This is a genomic window from Streptomyces sp. Tu6071 (assembly GCF_000213055.1).
Lineage (GTDB): Bacteria > Actinomycetota > Actinomycetes > Streptomycetales > Streptomycetaceae > Streptomyces > Streptomyces evansiae.
Genome location: NZ_CM001165.1, coordinates 5,202,362 through 5,220,704 on the forward strand (window position 1 = coordinate 5,202,362; position 18,343 = coordinate 5,220,704).

General features: G+C 73.4%; 12 protein-coding genes. 9 read left to right on the forward strand and 3 right to left on the reverse strand.

Annotation, left to right across the window (positions count from 1 at the left end):
• Nucleotides 1-223: 223 nt before the first annotated feature.
• The 7 genes from ctaD (at nucleotide 224) to STTU_RS21895 (ending at nucleotide 8,837) form a co-directional block, all read left to right on the forward strand.
• A complete protein-coding gene (ctaD, locus tag STTU_RS21865) occupies nucleotides 224-1,870 on the forward strand; it encodes a cytochrome c oxidase subunit I (RefSeq protein ID WP_052862399.1) in 1,647 nt (548 codons plus the stop codon).
• Entirely contained in the window at nucleotides 1,867-2,433 is a 567-nt protein-coding gene (locus STTU_RS21870) for a hypothetical protein (RefSeq protein WP_234019292.1), read from the forward strand. Before ctaD ends, STTU_RS21870 begins: the two co-directional genes overlap by 4 nt.
• A 734-nt stretch (nucleotides 2,434-3,167) precedes the next feature.
• Nucleotides 3,168-5,339, forward strand: coding sequence for an ABC transporter permease (locus STTU_RS21875; protein ID WP_007826905.1), 2,172 nt, complete (start codon nucleotides 3,168-3,170; stop codon nucleotides 5,337-5,339).
• Between the two features lie 144 nt (nucleotides 5,340-5,483).
• Nucleotides 5,484-6,209 carry a TetR/AcrR family transcriptional regulator gene (locus tag STTU_RS21880; protein WP_234019293.1) on the forward strand — a complete coding sequence of 242 codons (726 nt, stop codon included), beginning with the start codon at nucleotides 5,484-5,486 and terminating at the stop codon, nucleotides 6,207-6,209.
• A gap of 82 nt (nucleotides 6,210-6,291) precedes the next feature.
• Nucleotides 6,292-6,996, forward strand: coding sequence for an RNA polymerase sigma factor (locus STTU_RS21885; protein ID WP_007826915.1), 705 nt, complete (start codon nucleotides 6,292-6,294; stop codon nucleotides 6,994-6,996).
• On the forward strand, nucleotides 6,993-8,075 hold the full coding sequence (locus tag STTU_RS21890) for a CU044_5270 family protein (protein ID WP_043255967.1): 1,083 nt from the start codon (nucleotides 6,993-6,995) through the stop codon (nucleotides 8,073-8,075). Before STTU_RS21885 ends, STTU_RS21890 begins: the two co-directional genes overlap by 4 nt.
• Before the next feature lie 138 nt (nucleotides 8,076-8,213).
• Nucleotides 8,214-8,837 carry an HdeD family acid-resistance protein gene (locus tag STTU_RS21895; protein WP_043255970.1) on the forward strand — a complete coding sequence of 208 codons (624 nt, stop codon included), beginning with the start codon at nucleotides 8,214-8,216 and terminating at the stop codon, nucleotides 8,835-8,837.
• Between the two features lie 9 nt (nucleotides 8,838-8,846).
• Here STTU_RS21895 and STTU_RS33365 read toward each other — a convergent pair whose 3' ends face one another.
• From STTU_RS33365 to STTU_RS21910, 3 genes are all read right to left on the reverse strand, one after another.
• Entirely contained in the window at nucleotides 8,847-9,185 is a 339-nt protein-coding gene (locus STTU_RS33365; RefSeq protein ID WP_043255971.1) for an STAS domain-containing protein, read from the reverse strand.
• The gene (locus STTU_RS21905) at nucleotides 9,182-10,360 is read right to left on the reverse strand and encodes a cobalamin B12-binding domain-containing protein (protein WP_043255973.1); all 1,179 of its coding nucleotides are present in this window, start codon (nucleotides 10,358-10,360) and stop codon (nucleotides 9,182-9,184) included. The genes STTU_RS33365 and STTU_RS21905 overlap by 4 nt, the downstream gene beginning before the upstream one ends.
• Before the next feature lie 166 nt (nucleotides 10,361-10,526).
• Nucleotides 10,527-12,257, reverse strand: coding sequence for a PP2C family protein-serine/threonine phosphatase (locus STTU_RS21910; protein ID WP_007826922.1), 1,731 nt, complete (start codon nucleotides 12,255-12,257; stop codon nucleotides 10,527-10,529).
• A gap of 346 nt (nucleotides 12,258-12,603) precedes the next feature.
• Here STTU_RS21910 and STTU_RS21915 point away from each other — a divergent pair, with 346 nt between their 5' ends.
• Together STTU_RS21915 and STTU_RS21920 are read left to right on the forward strand one after the other, a co-directional pair.
• Nucleotides 12,604-15,153, forward strand: coding sequence for a S8 family serine peptidase (locus tag STTU_RS21915; RefSeq protein WP_007826925.1), 2,550 nt, complete (start codon nucleotides 12,604-12,606; stop codon nucleotides 15,151-15,153).
• The gene (locus tag STTU_RS21920; RefSeq protein WP_043255975.1) at nucleotides 15,150-18,059 is read left to right on the forward strand and encodes an FG-GAP repeat domain-containing protein; all 2,910 of its coding nucleotides are present in this window, start codon (nucleotides 15,150-15,152) and stop codon (nucleotides 18,057-18,059) included. The genes STTU_RS21915 and STTU_RS21920 overlap by 4 nt, the downstream gene beginning before the upstream one ends.
• Nucleotides 18,060-18,343 lie beyond the last annotated feature (284 nt).

An 18,343-nucleotide genomic window follows, 5' to 3' on the forward strand; every position in this document is an offset into this window, starting at 1 on the left:
ACGGAATGCGGGGCGGGACGCGCGGCGGGATTCGCGGCGGCGGACGGAGGAGCGGCGGGAGCGGACCGCCGGGGGCGCGGGTACGGCGGGAGCGCCGCCTCCCGCGCGGGAGGCGGCGGGTGGTGCGGGGTCTGGTGGAGCGGGGTCTGGTGGAGCAGCGGTTGTCGCCCCGGGGGCCGTCGCCCCGGGGGCCGTCGCGTCGAAGCCGGTTCGGCCCGGCTGGGTGGGCTGGCTCACCACGACCGATCACAAGCAGATCGGCACGCTCTACCTGGTCTCCGCGTTCGTCTTCTTCGTCGTCGGCGGGGTGCTCGCCCTCGTGATGCGCGCCGAACTCGCCCGCCCGGGGATGCAGATCCTGTCGAACGAGCAGTTCAACCAGGCGTTCACGATGCACGGTTCGATCATGTTGCTGCTCTTCGCGATGCCGCTCTTCACCGGCTTCGCGAACTGGATCATGCCGCTCCAGATCGGCGCGCCTGATGTCGCCTTCCCGCGACTGAACATGCTTGCCTTCTGGCTCTTCCTGTGCGGTTCGCTGATCGCGGCCGGTGGTTTCCTGACGCCTGGTGGCGCTGCCGACTTCGGCTGGTTCCTCTACGCGCCGCTCTCGGACGCCGTGCACTCGCCCGGTCTCGGCGCGGACCTGTGGATCATGGGCGTGGCGCTCTCGGGCTTCGGCTCGATCGCGGGCGCGGTCAACTTCATCACCACGATCGTGTGCATGCGTGCGCCGGGGCTGACGATGTTCCGGATGCCGATCTTCACGTGGAACGTGCTGCTCACGGCCGTACTCGTGCTCATCGTGTTCCCGGTGCTCGCCGCCGCGCTCTTCGCGCTCGAATGCGACCGCAAGTTCGGCTCGCACGTCTTCGACGCGGCGAACGGCGGGGCGCTGCTGTGGCAGCACCTGTTCTGGTTCTTCGGCCATCCCGAGGTGTACATCCTCGCGCTGCCGTTCTTCGGGATCATTTCCGAGGTGATTCCGGTCTTCTCCCGTAAGCCGATGTTCGGTTACGTGGGCCTGATCGGTGCCACGATCGCCATCGCCGGTCTCTCGGTGACCGTGTGGGCGCACCACATGTATGTGACGGGCGGGGTGCTGCTGCCGTTCTTCTCCTTCATGACCTTCCTCATCGCCGTGCCGACGGGCGTCAAGTTCTTCAACTGGATCGGCACGATGTGGAAGGGATCGCTCTCCTTCGAAACCCCCATGCTGTGGGCGGTCGGCTTCCTCGTGACCTTCGTCTTCGGGGGCCTGACCGGTGTCATCCTGGCCGCGCCACCGCTCGACTTCCACGTCTCGGACTCGTACTTCGTCGTCGCGCACTTCCACTACACGCTGTTCGGCACGGTGGTGTACGCGATGTTCGCCGGATTCCACTTCTGGTGGCCGAAGTTCACGGGGAAGATGCTCCACGAACGCCTCGGGAAACTGACCTTCTGGACGCTGACGGCTGGCTTCCACGCGACGTTCCTCGTCCAGCACTGGCTCGGCGCGGAGGGCATGCCGAGACGGTACGCGGACTACCTCGCGGCGGACGGCTTCACGGCCCTCAACACCGTGTCCACGATCGGATCGTTCTTGCTCGGTCTGTCGTTCCTTCCGTTCTTTTACAACATCTGGAAGACAGCGAAGTACGGAAAGCGGGTCGAGACCGACGACCCGTGGGGCTTCGGGCGTTCGCTGGAGTGGGCCACGTCCTGCCCGCCGCCACGCCACAACTTCGTGAAGCTGCCCCGTATCCGCAGCGAGTCCCCGGCCTTCGACCTGCACCACCCGGACATCGCGGCGCGGGACCAGCGCGAGAACGCCCTGGTGGGGGCGGGAGCGGCGGCGGAAGCGAAGGAAGCGGGGGCGGTTCGGTGAGCGCGGTCGTGCCCGGCCTGGCGCTGGGCGCTCTCACGGCGTCGGGCTGCGTCTGGTATGTACCGGCGCTCGTCGACCTGCGGGCAGGCGCAGACCGCCCGGTGTCCCGGCGCCTCGCCGCGCTGGCCTGCCTGAGCGGCTGGGGCACGGCGGGACTCGCTGCGGCACTGCTCCTGACGGGGGCGCCGCTCGCGGTGGCGGGCGCCGGGACGCTCGCCTGCGTCGCGCTGCGGCTCGCGGCGTGGGTACGGGCCAGGGGCGAGGCGCGCGAGGACGCGGCATGCTGGGCGGCCCTCGACGCACGCCCGGACGTACGGCACGCGCCGCACCGCGCGGTCGGCGCGATCATCGCCGTCGGACTGACACTGGCGACGGCGACAGGCATGGCGCTGACGTGGATTCACGCGCGGGGAGCGCTCGGGGCGGCGCCCGTCGTGGCGGCCCCCGTAGCCCTCGCGGCTTGCACCCTTGCTGGGGCGGTCGTGACGGTGAGGGGGCGAGGGGGTGTGGGGGGTGTGGTTGCGGTGGACGGACGGGGGTGGCGAGGGTGGCTAAGGCGGTGAGGGCGGGCCGTTCTGCCCGTACCGGGCCTGCCGGGCTCGTTGGTTCAGGCGCTCGGCGTCCGGACGATGTCGGCGGGGTTCTGGGCGTGGAGTGTTAGGGGGCTGGGGTGCGCGCGTGAGGGTGCTGGGGACTCGGGGTTCGCTTGGGGGTGAGCGGGGCGGGGGCGGGTGAGGAGGAGGGGAAGGGGCTGGCTTGAGGTGGGGTTTGCGGGGAGCGGGGCTTGTGGTGGGGGTGGTCTTCTCGGGGGGCCTCGCGTCGGGCGGTCGTTTCCCGAACGCGACAGACCCCACCCTCCCAAAGGGGAGGTGGGCCACCCGCTGCCATCAATTCTTCCGGCTCCGCCTCGCCGCTCCCGACCAGAACGGCGAATCTGTGGATAACTTCGGGAAATTCGTTACAGCCCTCACTCCAATGAGTGGCTAATTGTGCGTGAAGTTCTGCGGATGGGTGAGTGCTCACTCACTCCCGAGGTATCCCCCAAGGGCGCCCCATCGCCTCACCCCCGGCCGACCCCCGGGATGAATTTGCTGGCGCTTGGTGTCGACTGTGGCGCGGCGTGCCATAAACTGAGGCACGCCGGGTCCCGCGTTCCCCTGCGGAGGTCTCTCCGTGGCAGGCCCCGCACGGGCTGCGGGCGGGTTCCGTCCCCGCTCGCCGGTACCCACCCCCTGCTCACCGGTCCGCGCCGCGATTCGCTCAGTCGTGCGCCGCCGGGCAAGCGCTAGGAGAGCTCATGTCAGAGGCCGGCGCCACGCCGCGCGCCGCGAAGGCGGCCCGGTACGGCTTCGTCTTCGCGTTCCCGTTCGTGATGGTGATGCTGCTCGTCGGCATCTACGTCTCGGCGATGCACGCGCCCCAGCCCCATGACCTCCCCGTCGCCGTCGTCGGCAGCGGGGCACAGGCAGAACGGAGCGTCGCCGCGCTCGACGCCGCCGACGGTTCCCCCGCCGACGCGCGCCTGCTCCGCTCGGTCGACGAAGCGAAGCGGCAACTCCACGACCGCGAGATCGCGGGCGCCCTCGTCCTGCCCAGCAACTCCGACACCTCCGACAACTCCGGCACCCCCGACAGCGACGGCAACGGCGGCACGACCGCCCAGCTCTGGACCGCGCAGGCCGCCGGGGCCTCGCAGACCATGACCGTCAGCCAGCTCCTCACCCCCGTCGCCGCCGCGAGCCACCTCACGGTCGAGGCGCACGACGTCGCCCCGCTCCCTCAGGACGACCAGAGCGGCATGGGCGTGCTCTACCTGTCGGTCGGCGCGATGCTCGCCGGGTACATGGCCGTCACCGTCGCCAGCTCCGGCATGCCCCGGCTCATGCGGCTGAAGAAGCTCGTGCCCGTGCTCGCCGGATGGAGCGCGCTCATGAGCGTCGTCATCTGGACCCTCGCCGGGCCGGTCATCGGGGCGGTGAGCGGGCACGCCCCCGAAGTCCTCGGCACCGCCTTCCTCGGGATCTTCGCCGTCGGCCTCACGCAGGCGTTCCTCACCCGTCTCTTCGGGCCGATCGCCGTGATCCCCGGCATCACCCTCTTCATGTTCCTGGGCGTACCGGCCTCGAACCTCGCCCTCTCGATCCACACCATGCCCAGCTTCTTCGGCTTCCTGCACCACGTCCTGCCGCTCCCCGCCGTAGGAGAGGCGCTGCGCGCGATCGTCTACTTCGACGGCGACGGCGCGGGCGTGCACCTCCTGACGCTCGGCATCTGGGCGCTCGCCGCCCTCCTCCTCACGGCGGGCGTCGACCTGCTCAAGCGGCGCAAAGCCGAGGGGAGGACGGACGGTACGGGCACGGACGCGGCCACAAGCACGGGGGAGGACGCCGCCGGTACCCCGGGAGCCCCCGCCGCCCGCAAGGCCCCCCACCCCGCCGTCCAGTACGTCATGCTCGGCGCCTTCCCCTTCCTCATGGTCGTGCTGATGGTCGGTCTCATGCTCAGCGGCATGCACAAGCCGCTGCCGCGCGACCTCCCCGTCGCCGTCGTCGCCGACAGCGCGCAGGCCGCCGAGCAGACCGCTCAGGGGCTGGAGAAGTCGCTCGGCTCCTCCTTCGACATCCGCCCGTTGACCAGCGCCGACGAGGCGAAGCGGCAGATCCGTGACCGGGGGATAGCGGGCGCGTACGTGCTCCCCGCTCCCGGGGAGAAGGCGCAGATCCTCTCCGCCGGGGGCGCCGGGATGAGCCAGCAACAGGTCGTCCAGCGCACCTTCGGGCAGATCGCGGCCCAGCAGGGCGTCCGGACGGAGAACATCGACCTCGCGCCGCTGCCCGCGCACGACGGCATGGGCACGGTCACGCTCTACCTCGCCATCGGCTTCACGATGTCCGGCTTCATCGTCGTCACGATCATGTCCGCCGCCGCGCGCGAACTCCTGCGGATACGCAGGCTGCTCCCCGTGCTCGCGGGGTGGGCCGTGCTCATGGCCACGGCGGTGTGGCTGCTCGCGGGGCCTGCCATCGGGGCCGTGCACGGGCACGCGTGGCAGATCCTCGGCCTCGGCGCGCTCATGGTCTTCACGGTCTCGCTCGTCACGGCGGTCTTCGCGCGCTTCCTCGGCCCGCTCGCCGTGATCCCCGTCGTGACGCTCATGATGTTCCTCGGCGTGCCCGCCTCGAACGGCGGCGTCGCCCTCCACATGGTCCCGGGCTTCTTCCAGGCCCTGCACGGAGTGCTGCCGCTGCCCGCCGTCGTCGAGTCGATCCGCTCGGTCCTCTACTTCGGCGCCGACGGCATCGGCGGCCACCTCGGCACGCTCGCGCTCTGGGGCGGCGCGGCCCTCGTGCTCAACGTCGCGCTCGACCTCTTCCAGCACCGCCGCGACCGCGACAAGGACCTCACGGACCCGGCGGCCCTCGTCGCGGCGGAACCCGCCCCCGGGGCGAACGCGGAGGCGCTCCGGTGAGCGGCGCCGCACGGGCCCGTCCGGTGCGCGCGGGGTGACGGGACGTACGGGGCGGTCCCGGCCGGAGGGCCGCCCCGTACGCCGGAAGCTAGGGTGTCCCGTACCGAGGACGGGAACCCGCAGGACAGCGAAGGGGCCGCCACCATGCCCGAGAGCCCAGGGACAACAGGGCGTACGGGGCGAACCGCCCCCACCGCGGCCGAGCCCCCCGCCGCGCCCCGGCCCTCCGCCGTACCCGCGTCCCCGGAAGCCGAGCACGCCCCCGCCGCCCGCAAGCCCGGACGGCCCTCGCTCTCCGAGGTGAAGCGGCGCGAGGTGCGGCTGGAGATCGCCCGCGCGGCCGTGCACCTCTTCCGTGACAGAGGCGTCGAGCAGACCTCCGCCGCCGACATCGCCGCCGAGGTCGGCATCTCGCTGCGCACCCTGTGGCGGTACGTGCCCTCCAAGGAGGAGGCCGTCACCGTCCTCTTCACACTCGCCGCCGAAGGGCTCGCGCACCGCCTGCGCGCACTGCCGCCGGGCGAGCCGGTGAGCGCGCTGCTCCTCGGCGAGCCGTGGCAGGACCAGATGACGCCCGAGGTCGGGCGGCTCGTCAGGGAGGCGACCCGCCTGACCCGCGACGAGCCCGCGCTCCGCAAGGTCGCCCACCAGGCCGCCTTCACCTTCCAGTCCGGCATCGCCGCCGCCTTCGCCGCGCGCGAGGGCCGGGACGGCGCGGGCCTGGAGGACAAGGTGCACGCCGCGATGCTCCTCGCGACCCTCGCGGTCGTCGAGCAGGAGGCGGCGTGGTGCGAGCCGTCCGACGACCCCCGCCGCCGTGACCTGCTCCGCCGGGGACTCCGCGCGGCCTCGGAGGGCCTGCCGCTCTGACAGTCCCGGGCTCCCGCCCGCCGCCGCCCCGTACGTGGCGCACGTCACGGGAACCCGGCGCGGGGCGCGGAGAGAACCTGATGTGAGGGACACAGAAGAGGCGGGCGCTCTGCGCCGTGGCGTACGGGCCGGAGACCGCCGGGCATTCACCGAGCTGTACGAGGACCACGCGCGCGCCGTCTACAACCACGCCCTGCGCCTCACCGGCGACTGGTCGGCGGCCGACGACGTCACCGCCGAGACCTTCCTGACGGCGTGGCGCACCCGCGAACGCGTCGAGCCGGACGGCGGCTCGCTCAGACCCTGGCTCCTCGTCATCGCGACGCACAAGGCCGAGAACAGCAACCGCTCCCGGCGCCGCAAGCTCGCCTTCCTCGCGCGCAGCGCGCCCCCGCCGCACGTCCCCGACTTCGCCCCCGAGGCGGCGGGCCGCATCGACGACGCCCGCCGCCTCGCCGCCGTGCACGCCGCGCTGCACCGGCTGCGGCGCAAGGAGCGCGAGGTGCTGACGCTGTGCGTGTGGTCGGGGCTCGACTACGCGGAGGCCGCCGAGGCGCTCGGCGTCCCGGTCGGCACCGTACGGTCGCGGCTCTCGCGGGCGCGGGCACGACTCCTGCAGCTGAGTGAGGGCGAAAAGCTGAGGGAGGGCGTGCCGGGGGCCGGGACCGTACGGACCGAGGCCGACAGGGCCGTGTGGAAAGAGAGAACGGAACCGGGACGCGGAACCGGAGAGGTACAGGGCAGGGCCGCGTTCGTGGCCCTGCCCGTGCGGGAGGAGAACCGATGACCGACACCCACCCGTCCCGGACCGGAGCGGACCGGAGCGAGGCCGATGACGTGGCCCGGCTGCTGCCGCCCCCGCCCGAGTGGGACCTCGCGCCCGAGCGAACGCTCCACCACAAGGAACGACTCATGCGACAGATCGACGACGACACGGTGCGTACGGCGGAAACGGGGACCCCCGGCCGCCGACGCGTCCTGCGCCCCGCCATCGTGGCCCCCGTCGCCGCCCTCGCCCTCGCGGGCGCCCTCACCGCCGGGCTCACGCTGGGCGGCCAGGACCACGGCGGCACCACGAGAACGCTCCAGGCGGGCGGCGGCGCCCACGCGCGGCAGGCGAGCGTGCTGCTCGGCCGCATCTCGGACGCGGCGCTGGACGGCCGGACGCTGAGCGTGCGCGACGACCAGTTCGTGTACGTAAAGAGCGAGGACCGGGGCGCGGACGAGACGAGCGGCAAGGCCGTCATGGGGCCGCCGGTCGTGCGCGAGTCCTGGGCCACGCAGGACCCCGGGCGCGTGCAGCACATCGCCCTCGTCCGCGAGGACGGCGAGACGTACTGGACCAACGCGTTCCTCGGCGACGAGGGCGGCACCCCCGTGGGCATCGACCGGGCCACCTACAAGTGGCTCGCGGCGCTCCCGACCGACCCCGACGCTCTCCTGAAGTACCTCTACGCGAAGACGCCGGAGGAGGAGGGGCAGTCGCGGGACCAGGCCGTCTTCGAGCGCATCGGCGGCCTCGCCTCGGGGCTCCTGCCGCCGAGGACCGCCGCCGCGCTCTACCGCGCCGCCGCACGCATCCCCGGCGTCGTCACGGCCCCTGACGCGCACGACGGCAAGGGGCGTACGGGGATCGGCATCGCGCGCGAGGACAAGAAGTACGCGGAGCGCTCCGAGTGGGTCTTCGACGAGGACCTGCGCTTCCTCGGCTCCCGCACGTACCTGACGCAGGACAAGCCGGTGGGCCGCAAAGGGACGCTGCTCGCGAGCACGGCGGTCCTGGCGATGGGCGTGGCGGACAAGGCGGGCGTGCGCCCGGCCGAGGTGACGGACGTGACCGGGGACGGGGGCGCGGAGGAGAGCTGAGCGGGGAGGGGGGCGGGTCCCGGGCCCACTACCCGCCCCCCCCCGAAGCGCCCCGGCCCCCGCTACCCGCCCCGGCGGTCGGGGCCCCGCCGTCCGCTCCGGTGGCGCGCCCCTTCCCCCCGTGCCCACAGTGGTGGCATGAGCCACGCCGAACCGCCCTCGTACCCCGGTGCCATGCCGCCGCCCCGCCCGGGGCCCGGACGGGACGAGTTGCCCGATCCCCTGCGCAGGCTCGCGCGGGCCGCCTGGCGGGTGGTGCTGCTCGCGGGGCTCGCCTCCGTCCTGCTGGGCGTGCTCGTACTGGTGTGGCCCGGGTCCTCGTTGCGCGTCGCGGGGGTGCTCTTCGGGGTGTACCTGCTGGTCAGCGGGGTCGTGCAGCTCGTGGCCGCGACGGGGACGCACACCGCGGCGGGGATGCGCGTGCTCGGCTTCGTGAGCGGGGCGCTCTCCGTGCTGCTCGGGCTCTTCTGCTTCCGGGGGGCCACCCAGTCCGTGCTGCTGCTCGCGCTGTGGATCGGCATCGGGTGGCTCTTCCGGGGGCTCACCCAGGTGGTCGCCGCGCTCGCCGAGCCCGCGAGTCCGGCGCGCGGCTGGCAGCTCGTGCTCGGGGTGCTCGCCGCGCTCGCCGGGGTCGTCCTCGTCGTCTCGCCCTTCGCGTCCGCGTGGGCCCTCATCCTCGTGGCGGGGATCTGGCTGCTCGCGGTCGGCGTCACCGAGATCGCGACCGCGCTGCGCCTGCGCCACCGCCTCCGCCTCGACTGACCCGCGAGGTCACACCGGCTCGACGCCGAAGTGCGCGCTCGTCCCGGTGAGCCCGAGCAGGCGCCGCAACGAGACCGGTGGCCTCTCCAGCGTCAGCCGCACCCCCGCCCGGTCGGTGTGCCTGCGGACCTGGAGGAGGACGGCGAGGCCCATCGAGTCGCAGCCCCCCAGACCCGCGCAGTCGAGCGCGAGCGCGGTGAGACCGGGCGTGTCCAGGGCGGTGAGGACGTCCTCGCCGAGCTGCTCGGCCGTGTCGTAGTCGAGGTCGCCGACGAGTTCGAGGACGAGACTGCCGGAGTCGGCGGCACGCTGTTCGATACGGAGGCCGCCGGGCGGGGGAGCGATCATCGGGGGTCCTCGCCGGCGGTAAGGGACGCTTCGGCGGCGCGGGCCACATCGGCACTTCCTACGGCGTCCGCGCCCCGTACGGCGTCCGCGCCCGGTCCCGCGTCCGCGCCCCGTACGACCTCCCGCACCGCCTCCGTGCCCGCCGCCAGAAGGCGCAGTGCGCGGGGGAAGTCGCGCAGGCGCTCGCCGAGGACCGTGAGGGCGGGGAGCAGGGAGGCGGCCGGGACGCCGCGGGCGGAGAGGATCGAGGCGGTCCAGGTCAGGAAGCCCGTGAAGAGGTCCGCGTCGTCCACGTACAGCGCCGTCGCGAGGTGCACCACGACGTGCTCCAGGTCCTCGGCGGTGTGCTCGCGCTGGAGCGCGGTGTACTCGCGCATCGGCGGGTAGCGGTCGAGCAGCCCGTCGAAGACGGCCCGGACCAGCTCCTGACGCGAGCGCGTCACGAAGGTGTACTCCTGGTCCGCGAGGTGCGGCAGGTCGGCGCTCGTGACGTGGTCGCGCGGCGGGGGCGGCAGCGGGCCGCGCGCGAGGCGGTCCGCGGCGGCGCGTGCGTCGGGCGCCCAGGCGTCCGCGCCGAGGAGCCGCGCGTAGCGGCCGTCGTAGCCGAAGGCCGCGCCGCCGACGAGTACGGGGACGCCGACCGCCTGGCACGCGGTGAGCGTCGCGTGCGCGACGGGCAGCCGGGGCGCGAGCGAGCCCGAGAGCGCGACGGCGTCGGCGCCCGTGCGGTGCAGGTGGGCGATGAGGTGCGGCGCGGGGACCTGCGCGCCGAGGTGGTCGACGTGCCAGCCGCGCAGGCGCAGCACCTCGGCGACGAGCCGGGCGGGCAGCCCGTGCCACTCGCCGTCCACGCACGCCACGACGATCCGCCCCGCGCCCGGCGCGGGCACGACGGGCGGCGTCGAGTGGCGCAGCACCCCCACGCACTGCTCGTTGACGGCCGTCGCCGCGTGCTCCCGCGCGACGCTCAGCCGGTTCGCCGCCCACTCCGCGCCGACGCGCCGCTGCACCGCGCCGATGACGTCGAGCAGCACGCTCTCCGCGTCGAGCCCGGAAGCGTGCGCCTCGCGCACCACCGCCGCCGCCGCGTCCTCGTCGCCCGAGGAGACGGGAACCCACAGCCGCTCGGCCCACGTCCCGGCCCGCGGCGGAGCCGCCGTCACCGTGCTCGTCATCAACCTCTCCCCGGAACCGGCCGCGCTCGGTGCGCGGTACATCCATCCGTCGCCGCGGGCACGTCCTCGTCACCCGCGGTGTACGGCTTCCCGCCCCGTACACGCGGATTCCCGCCCGTACGCGCGATACGCGGGCCAAGCGGGGCGCTCCCGGGGCGGGGGCGGGTTACGCGGGGCCCGCTGTCTTCTGCCCCCGCTTCGGCGCCGTGATCGCCACCACCGCCATGTCGTCGTGGCGGCCCGCGCCGACCCACTGCTCCGCGAGCATCCGCACCCGTTCCACGATCGCGCCCGCGGGCATCCCCGCGCACTCGCTCGCCGCCCTGCTCAGCCGGTCCTCGCCGAACATCGTCTCGCCGAGCGGCCCGCCCCTGGCCTCCGTGATGCCGTCCGTGTAGAGCAGGCACGTCTCGCCCGGCGCGAGCCGCACCGTGTCCGTCGTGGCCCGCACCTCGGGGAGCACGCCGACGAGCGTGCCGTTCGTCCCGGCCTGCTCGACCGTGCCGTCCGTGCGCACGAGGAGCGGCTGCGGGTGTCCCGCGCTCGTCACGCGCAGGCGCACGCCGCCGTCCGCCTCCGCGCGCGCCGAGGCGAGCACGAGCGTCGCGAAACGCGTGTGGTGGGACGTCAGGAGCGCGGCGTTGAGGAGCGAGAGGACGCGCTGGTGGTCGGCGGCGAGCGGGAGCAGCGCGTGCAGCGTGTTGCGGATCTTCCCGGTGAGGATCGCCGCTTCGAGCCCCTTGCCGCACACGTCGCCGAGGACGACGAAGCACTCGCCGTCCGTGCCCCCGGCGGCCGGGTGCACGTCGTAGAAGTCGCCGCCGACGCGCTCGCGGTCGGCGGAGGCCCGGTAGCCGCCCGCGAGGTCGATGCCGTCGACGCGGTGCAGCGGGGGCGGGAGGAGCTCGCGGGTCAGGGTCTTGGTGAGCGCGGCCTGCTCCGCGTACAGGAGCGCGGCGGACACGGCCGTCCCGGCGCGCAGCGCGAAGAGGCGCGCGAGGGACTCCTCGTCGTCGCCGAAGGTCCGCCCGCCCTCCTTGCGCAGCAGCACGAGGGCGCCCGCGGGGACGCCGTGCCCCGGCATCGGCGTCACGAGCACGGACGCCGGGGTGCCGAAGCCCTCGGGCAGCGCCCAGTCGGGGTACTGCGCGGGGTCGAGCCAGCGCGAGGGTACGGGCGGGAAGCCCTGCAGGGCTTCGACGAGCCCCGGGACCTCGGCCGGATCGGCTCGTACGGAACGCGTCAGTGGCGCGCCGCCCGCGACACCGAGGACGAGTTCGACGCGACGGCCGCGCCACGGCGAGACGACGACTGCGGCGTCGGCGAGGTGCCGCGCCGCGAGACGCGCGGTGACGGCGAGGGCGCGGTCGGCGTTGAGCGAGGAGAGGAGCTGGGTCGACGCCTCGTCGAGCAGGGCGTTGCGGGCTCGCTCGGTGCTGAGCGCGGCCCGCAGCCGCTCCTCCTCGCCCGCGTCGCGCAGCCACCACGTGAACTCGCCGCCCTTGTGCCGCACGGGGCTCGCCTCGTACGTGCGCCCGTCGAGCGGCCCGCGCGCGATGCCGGGCAGACCCTCGCGGACGGCCCGCGCGTGGGCGCCGGCGAACCAGTCGGGCGCCGTGCCGGTGAGCGGGCTGCCCGGGGTCGTCCGGGGCAGCAGCAGGGCCGCCGCGTCGTTGATCTCGCGGACGAGCCCGTCGGCGCCCGCGCGCAGCGCGGGGGGCGGAACGTGGTCGAGCGGGGTGCGCGGCGTCGTCGGGACGCGGTGGGGGACGGGAGCCCGCGTCTCGGCGGAGGCTCGGGCGGTGGGTGGTGTCTGCGTGGGGGACGACTTCCGTGCGGTGGGGTGCGCGCTGGGCGCGTGGGCTGTCACTTCGGTGCGTTTGGCTGGTCGTGTCATGCGGGCGGGGCTCGCTCTGCGGGCCCCTCACCTCCTCCCGGCCTGCCGCCGCCGCGCCCCAGGGGGAGGCGTGGCGGACCTCCCCACCGTACGCACACACCCCCACCCGGACGAAACCCCCGGCCACAAACCCTCGCGGAAACCGCACGTCTACGCGGCGTGCCCCGGGGTACACGGTGCTGCGGAACAGGGCGCGGCCCGGGGCCTGGGGAGACTCCGGGCCGCAGGGCTGCCCGAAACCGGACGAGGCGCGCCCTCAGCGGCGGCGGGCTCGCTGTAATGGCCGAGTAACGGCCCCTCCTTAGCGTGCGGACTCCCCCGTACCGTCTCCGGAGGAGCACCGCCGATGCCTCTGCCCCGACCACCGCTGCGCGCCCGCGCCCTGTGGGCGGCAGCCGCCCTGTCCGCGACCGCCCTGCTCAGCGCCCCCCTTCCCGCCGTCGCCGCCGGGCCCACCGCCGCGCCCACGACGACGCTGGACCCCGCGCTCTCGCGCGCCTTCGCCAAGAGCGACGAGACGTCCTTCTTCGTCGTCCTCAAGGACCGGGCCGACCTGTCCGGCGCCCGCGGCAGGTCCTCGCACGCGGCCCGCGCCCAGAACGCCTTCGAGAAGCTGCGCGTCAAGGCCGACGCGACGCAGGCACCGCTGCGCGCGTACCTCGACAAGAGGAAGGTCGGGCACCAGGACTACTGGATCGCGAACACCGTCCAGGTCACCGGCGACAAAAAACTCGCCGCGACGCTGGCGGCCCGCTCCGATGTCGCCCAGGTCGTCCCCGACCACCACTACGCGCTCGACGACATCGAGACCTCCGACGCGCGCGTCACCGCCTCCCGCACCGACGCCGACGCGGACACCCCCGAGTGGGGCGTCGCGGACATCGAGGCCGACAAGGTCTGGAAGCAGTACGAGGACCGCGGCGAGGGCATCGTCATCGCCAACGTCGACTCCGGCGTCCAGTACGACCACCCCGACCTCGTGGGCGCCTACCGCGGCAACAACGGCGACGGCTCCTTCACGCACGACTACAACTGGTACGACGCGACCGGTCAGTGCGGCACGAGCGGCGTCCCCTGCGACAACAACGGGCACGGCACCCACACCATGGGCACCATGGTCGGCGCGAACGGCATCGGCGTCGCCCCCGGCGCCCGCTGGATCGCCGCCAAGGGCTGCGAGACCTCCTCGTGCTCCGACTCCTCGCTGCTGAAGGCCGGGCAGTGGATTCTCGCCCCGACCGACCACAACGGGCAGAACCCGCGCCCCGACCTCGCGCCGGACATCGTCAACAACTCCTGGGGCGGCGACGACACGACGTTCTACCAGGACATCGTCGAGGCGTGGAACGCCGCCGGCATCTTCGAGGCGTTCGCGGCGGGCAACGACGGCGACGGCACCACCTGCTCCACCGCCCACGCCCCCGGCTCGCAGGCACCCGCCTACGGCATCGGCGCCTACGACTCCGGCGGCAAGATCGCCTCCTTCTCCGGCTTCGGCCCCTCCCTCGTCGACGGCTCCGCCAAGCCCGACCTCGCCGCGCCCGGCGTGGACGTCCGCTCCACGTGGCCCGGCTCCGCGTACAACACCGAGTCCGGTACGTCGATGGCGACGCCCCACGTGGCGGGCGCCGTGGCACTCCTGTGGTCGGCGGCCCCCTCGCTCGTCGGGGACATCGACGCGACCCGCGCGCTGCTCGCCGAGGGCGCCAGGGACGTGGACGACACCCACTGCGGCGGCACCGCCGCCCGCAACAACGTCTGGGGCGAGGGCAAGCTCGACATCCTCGCCTCCGTCGACAAGGCCCCGCACACCGCCGCCACCGTGACCGGCACCGTGACGGACAAGGCCACGGGGGCCCCGCTCGCCGGCGTCACCGTCGAGGCCACGCGGGACGGCCACGCGGTCCGTTCGGTCACGACCGGCTCCGAGGGCACCTACCGCCTCTCGCTCGCCCCCGGCACGTACGACCTCACCGTCTCCGGCTACGGCTACGCGGACACCACCGCCTCCGGCCTCACGCTCGGCGAGAACCAGGACCTCGGCCGCGACTTCGCGCTCACCGCCGTCGCCGCGCACAAGGTCACGGGGACCGTCCGCGACGTCACGGGCAAGCCCCTCTCCGGCGCGCGCGTCTCCGTCGCCGGCACCCCCGTCCCGGCCGTCATCACCAACGCCAGGGGCGCGTACAAGCTCCCGGCCGTCGCCGAGGGCACGTACACGCTGAGCGTGCGGCCCGCCGCACCCGTGCTCTGCAACGGCGAGTCCGCCGACGCCGTCACCGTCGCCGCCGACCTGAAGCGGGACGTCCGCCTGCCCGCGCGCGCGGACGCCTTCGGCAACGCGTGCGCCCCGGCCGCGTACTCCTGGATCGACGGCACCAAGAAGGTGGCCCTGAGCGGCGACGAGGACGCCACGACGATCACGCTGCCCTTCCCCGTGAAGCTCTACGGCATCCCGTACTCCACCACCTCCGTCACCACCAACGGGATGCTCGACTTCCTCGCCCCCCGCGTCGGTGACTACGCCAACACCGATCTGCCGACCGCCCACAACCCCAACGGCTTCGTCGCCGCGCTCTGGGACGACCTCGTCCTCGACAAGAAGTCCTCCGTGAAGACGGCCACGACCGGCAAGAAGGGCGCGCGCACCTTCGCCGTCGTGTGGACCGACGCCGCCTACGCCACCGGCACCACCGGGCGCGCGACCTTCGAGGTCCTCTTCGACGAGGCGAGCGGCGCTGTCACGACGCAGTACCGGACCGTCCCCGACCACGGCGCGAGCGCCACGGTCGGCCTCCAGAACCAGACGGGCAGCGACGCCCTCGCCTACTCCTACGACCAGCCCGTGCTCACGGACGGTTCCGCCGTCCGCTTCTCCCAGGGAGCCAAGGGATGACCCCCCATCACACCCGGCGGGCGCTGCGGCTCGCCTCCGCGCTGGCGGTCACCGGGCTCTGCGTGAGCCTGGCCCCGCAGGCGCTGGCCGATGACACGGCGGGCAGCGGCGCCATGAAGCTCAGCAGTGCCCAGGCCGACAAGCTCGCCGCGCACGCCGCACTGGACCCGTACGGTGACGGCGGCAAGGCACAGGAGCCCACGAAGCCGAAGGACACCACGGCCCCGAAGAGCGCGGGCAAGGACGCGAGAACGGACGCCGACGACGCGCCCGTCACCTTCACCGCCGCCTCCACGCTCGAAGGCGTACGCGGCATGGGCGCCACCGTGCCGGTCGGCAAGAACGGCGACTACTTCCTCCTCACCAGCCTCGGCACCGTGCAGCGCCGCGCCGCGGACGGCACCTCCGTCTGGGAGCGCACCAACTCCTCGCTCTACACGGACTGGAAGGTCACCCCGCAGCGCCCCTGGCAGACCGAGCCGTACCCGGCCCGCATCCTGATGGGCTACAACGCCGTCTCGCCCTTCACACCCAGCTCCGACAGCGGCTACGCGACGGGCGACCTGACCGGTGACGGCACCGACGACCTGGTCTTCACCGCGAGCGTCGGAGTGGTCCCGTACCGCCCCTTCACCTCGCCCGGTTCGGCCCTGCCGAACGGCACCTTCGTCACGGTGGTCGACGGGAGGACCGGCGCCACGGTGTGGTCGAAGCTCTACGACTACGCCACCCACGTGAAGATCGTCGATCGCACGCTGCTGGTCGCCGACTCCCCGCGTCAGAACATGAACGCCCCCGCGACCGACACGGCGAAGCTCACCGGCACCCGCTTCACGTACAAGGCCGGCGCCCTGACCCCGGCCGCCACGTGGACGTACGACACGGGCGAGACCGGCTCCGTGAGCTGGGGCGACCTCCAGGACCTCGGCAAGGGCCGGGTCGCCGTGTCCTGGGACCGTGCCAAGACCGAGACCAGCGGGGGCATCGGGCGCACCCTTCTCCTCTCCGCCGCTGACGGCTCCGTCACCTGGTCCACGGACAGCCTCCTGTACAGCCGTCAACTGCGTCTGGACAGCGCGCGCAAGCGGCTCGTCGCCGTCGAGCAGGCCGACCCGACGGATGGGGTGCGCTACGAGATCGCCGCCTACGACCTCAAGACGGGGCGGCGCGCAACCCTCGACAGCCGCGTCAACGTGCTGCCCACCGCCCTGACTGTCGGCGACCTCACTTCCCGCGAGGGCGCCGAGTACGCCGTCGCCGAGTCCTCGCTCGACGACAACCTGTACGTCAACGCGAGCACCGTGCGCGCGCTCGACGGCACGGACCCGCACAAGGCGCTGTGGTCGTCCACCATCAAGCGCGACGCCGGGAACAACACCAACGGCGCGAGCTTCTGGCGCCTCCAGGTCGTCGACGGCACGCTCGTCACAGCCGCCCAGGACGACGAGAAGAACGGCGACGCCGAGAACATGGGTGGCGCCCGGTACGCGCGCCTCACCGTGTTCTCGGGCAAGGGTGCCGTCAAGTGGCAGGAGAAGGGCCTCGGCGCCTCGCCGATGTACCAGGACGTCTTCGACGACGCCGGGGGCGGCCACGTCCGCCTCGTCGATCAGAACGAGAACGTCCGCACCTACCGCCTCGGCAACGGCAAGAAGGAGTCCCTGACGCCCCTGCGCGCCGACATCGCCTACGCCAAGGCGACCGACGTCAACAAGGACGGCGCCGACGACGTCGTCATGGCAGGCTCCTCGAACGGCGTCTGGGCCTACTCGGGCCCCTCGCTCGCCACCGGCAAGCCCGAACAGCTCTGGCAGGCCACCGTCCCCGGCGCCGTGCACGACGTCGAGACCGGTGACGTCAACGGCGACGGCAGGCCCGAGATCGTAGTGGCCGCCGACAGCGCCGTCGTCGTCCTCAACGCCCGTACGGGCAGGACGCTTACCACGATCGACGGCGGCGGCGGGTTCGTGCGCTCCGTCCGGCTCACCGACCTCGACGGCGACGGCGTGCTCGACCTCCTCGTCCCGACCGGCACGCTCGACGCCTACGACGGCGCCGGGCACCGGCTCTGGACGTACGCCGCGCCCGGCAAGCCCGACGACCTCGTCTTCTCCGACCCCTCCACGGGCGAGGGACGGGTGTACGTCTCGTACTCCGCGCGCGGCTCGATCAACCTGCCCGACGCCGGGGCGCACGCGGTCGCGCTCAACGCGCGCACCGGCAAGGCGAAGTGGGACCTCGCGCCCGAGGCACCGGCCGCCTCCTCCGACGGGCTCATCCACGCCGCGCTCTCCTACCACGGCACCTTCGCCTCCCCGGACATCCCGTACGCGAACGGCCACGCGGTCGTCTACCTCTGGGACATCCAGTCCCAGGCCGGAGTCGGCTCCACCGACGGCGTCAGCCCGCACCAGTACATGGAGATCCGCGACGGCCGCACCGGCGAGGTCGTGCACGCCACGACCCTCGGCGGCCTGTGGACGCACAACGACTTCTTCACCGACGACGGCGTCCTCTACCAGGCGGGCACGGCATCCTTCCGCGCCTTCCGCGGCGAGGGCACCGAGGACACCACCGTCTTCGCCGTCCCGCAGTCCTACGGCGCCGGCTTCGCCACCGGCCCCGGAGGCCGCAAGCTCCTGATCGGCGGGGTCGAGGGCGGCGTCTACGCCTGGAGCCCCGGCATCTTCGGCGCTCCGGACTCCTACGTGCCGAGCCTCGGCAGCGCCGGACTGACCGGGGGCCGCAACCAGCTCGCCGCCGACCTCGACGGCGACGGCTGCGTCGAAGTGCTCTCGCTCAACGGCGACGACTACGGCATGGACCGGATCGCCGAGGACCTGGGCGGCCGGTACCTCGTCCAGGACAACGGCATCCACCAGGTCACCACGTACACTCTCTCCTGAGCTGACGTCCTGCCCGCGGCCCCCCGGTCCCGACCGGGGGGCCGCGGGCGTTTCGCGGCTTCACGCGAGGATGTCCGCACGGTTCCTCGCGGGGGCGTCCGCACGATTCCTCGTGGAGGCGTCCGTACGGTTCCTCGCGAGCGGGGCGTCCCGTACGACCCCTCCCGCGGTCGGCCACGCAGCTCCTCGCGCGGTCGTCCGTACCGCCCCCGCGCGCGCACGTTCCGACGGCTCCGCGAAGAGATCACCTCCGCCGGGAACCTTCGGCCCGGTGCCGGACACGT

What these genes read in the sequence shown, in the direction of transcription:
- STTU_RS21875 (WP_007826905.1), top strand. Translation starts at nt 3,168, where the DNA reads ATGTCAGAGGCCGGCGCCACGCCGCGCGCCGCGAAGGCGGCCCGGTAC.
- STTU_RS21880 (WP_234019293.1), top strand. Translation starts at nt 5,484, where the DNA reads ATGCCCGAGAGCCCAGGGACAACAGGGCGTACGGGGCGAACCGCCCCC.
- STTU_RS21890 (WP_043255967.1), top strand. Translation starts at nt 6,993, where the DNA reads ATGACCGACACCCACCCGTCCCGGACCGGAGCGGACCGGAGCGAGGCC.
- STTU_RS21895 (WP_043255970.1), top strand. Translation starts at nt 8,214, where the DNA reads ATGAGCCACGCCGAACCGCCCTCGTACCCCGGTGCCATGCCGCCGCCC.
- STTU_RS33365 (WP_043255971.1), bottom strand. Translation starts at nt 9,185, where the DNA reads ATGATCGCTCCCCCGCCCGGCGGCCTCCGTATCGAACAGCGTGCCGCC.
- STTU_RS21905 (WP_043255973.1), bottom strand. Translation starts at nt 10,360, where the DNA reads ATGACGAGCACGGTGACGGCGGCTCCGCCGCGGGCCGGGACGTGGGCC.
- STTU_RS21910 (WP_007826922.1), bottom strand. Translation starts at nt 12,257, where the DNA reads ATGACACGACCAGCCAAACGCACCGAAGTGACAGCCCACGCGCCCAGC.
- STTU_RS21915 (WP_007826925.1), top strand. Translation starts at nt 12,604, where the DNA reads ATGCCTCTGCCCCGACCACCGCTGCGCGCCCGCGCCCTGTGGGCGGCA.
- STTU_RS21920 (WP_043255975.1), top strand. Translation starts at nt 15,150, where the DNA reads ATGACCCCCCATCACACCCGGCGGGCGCTGCGGCTCGCCTCCGCGCTG.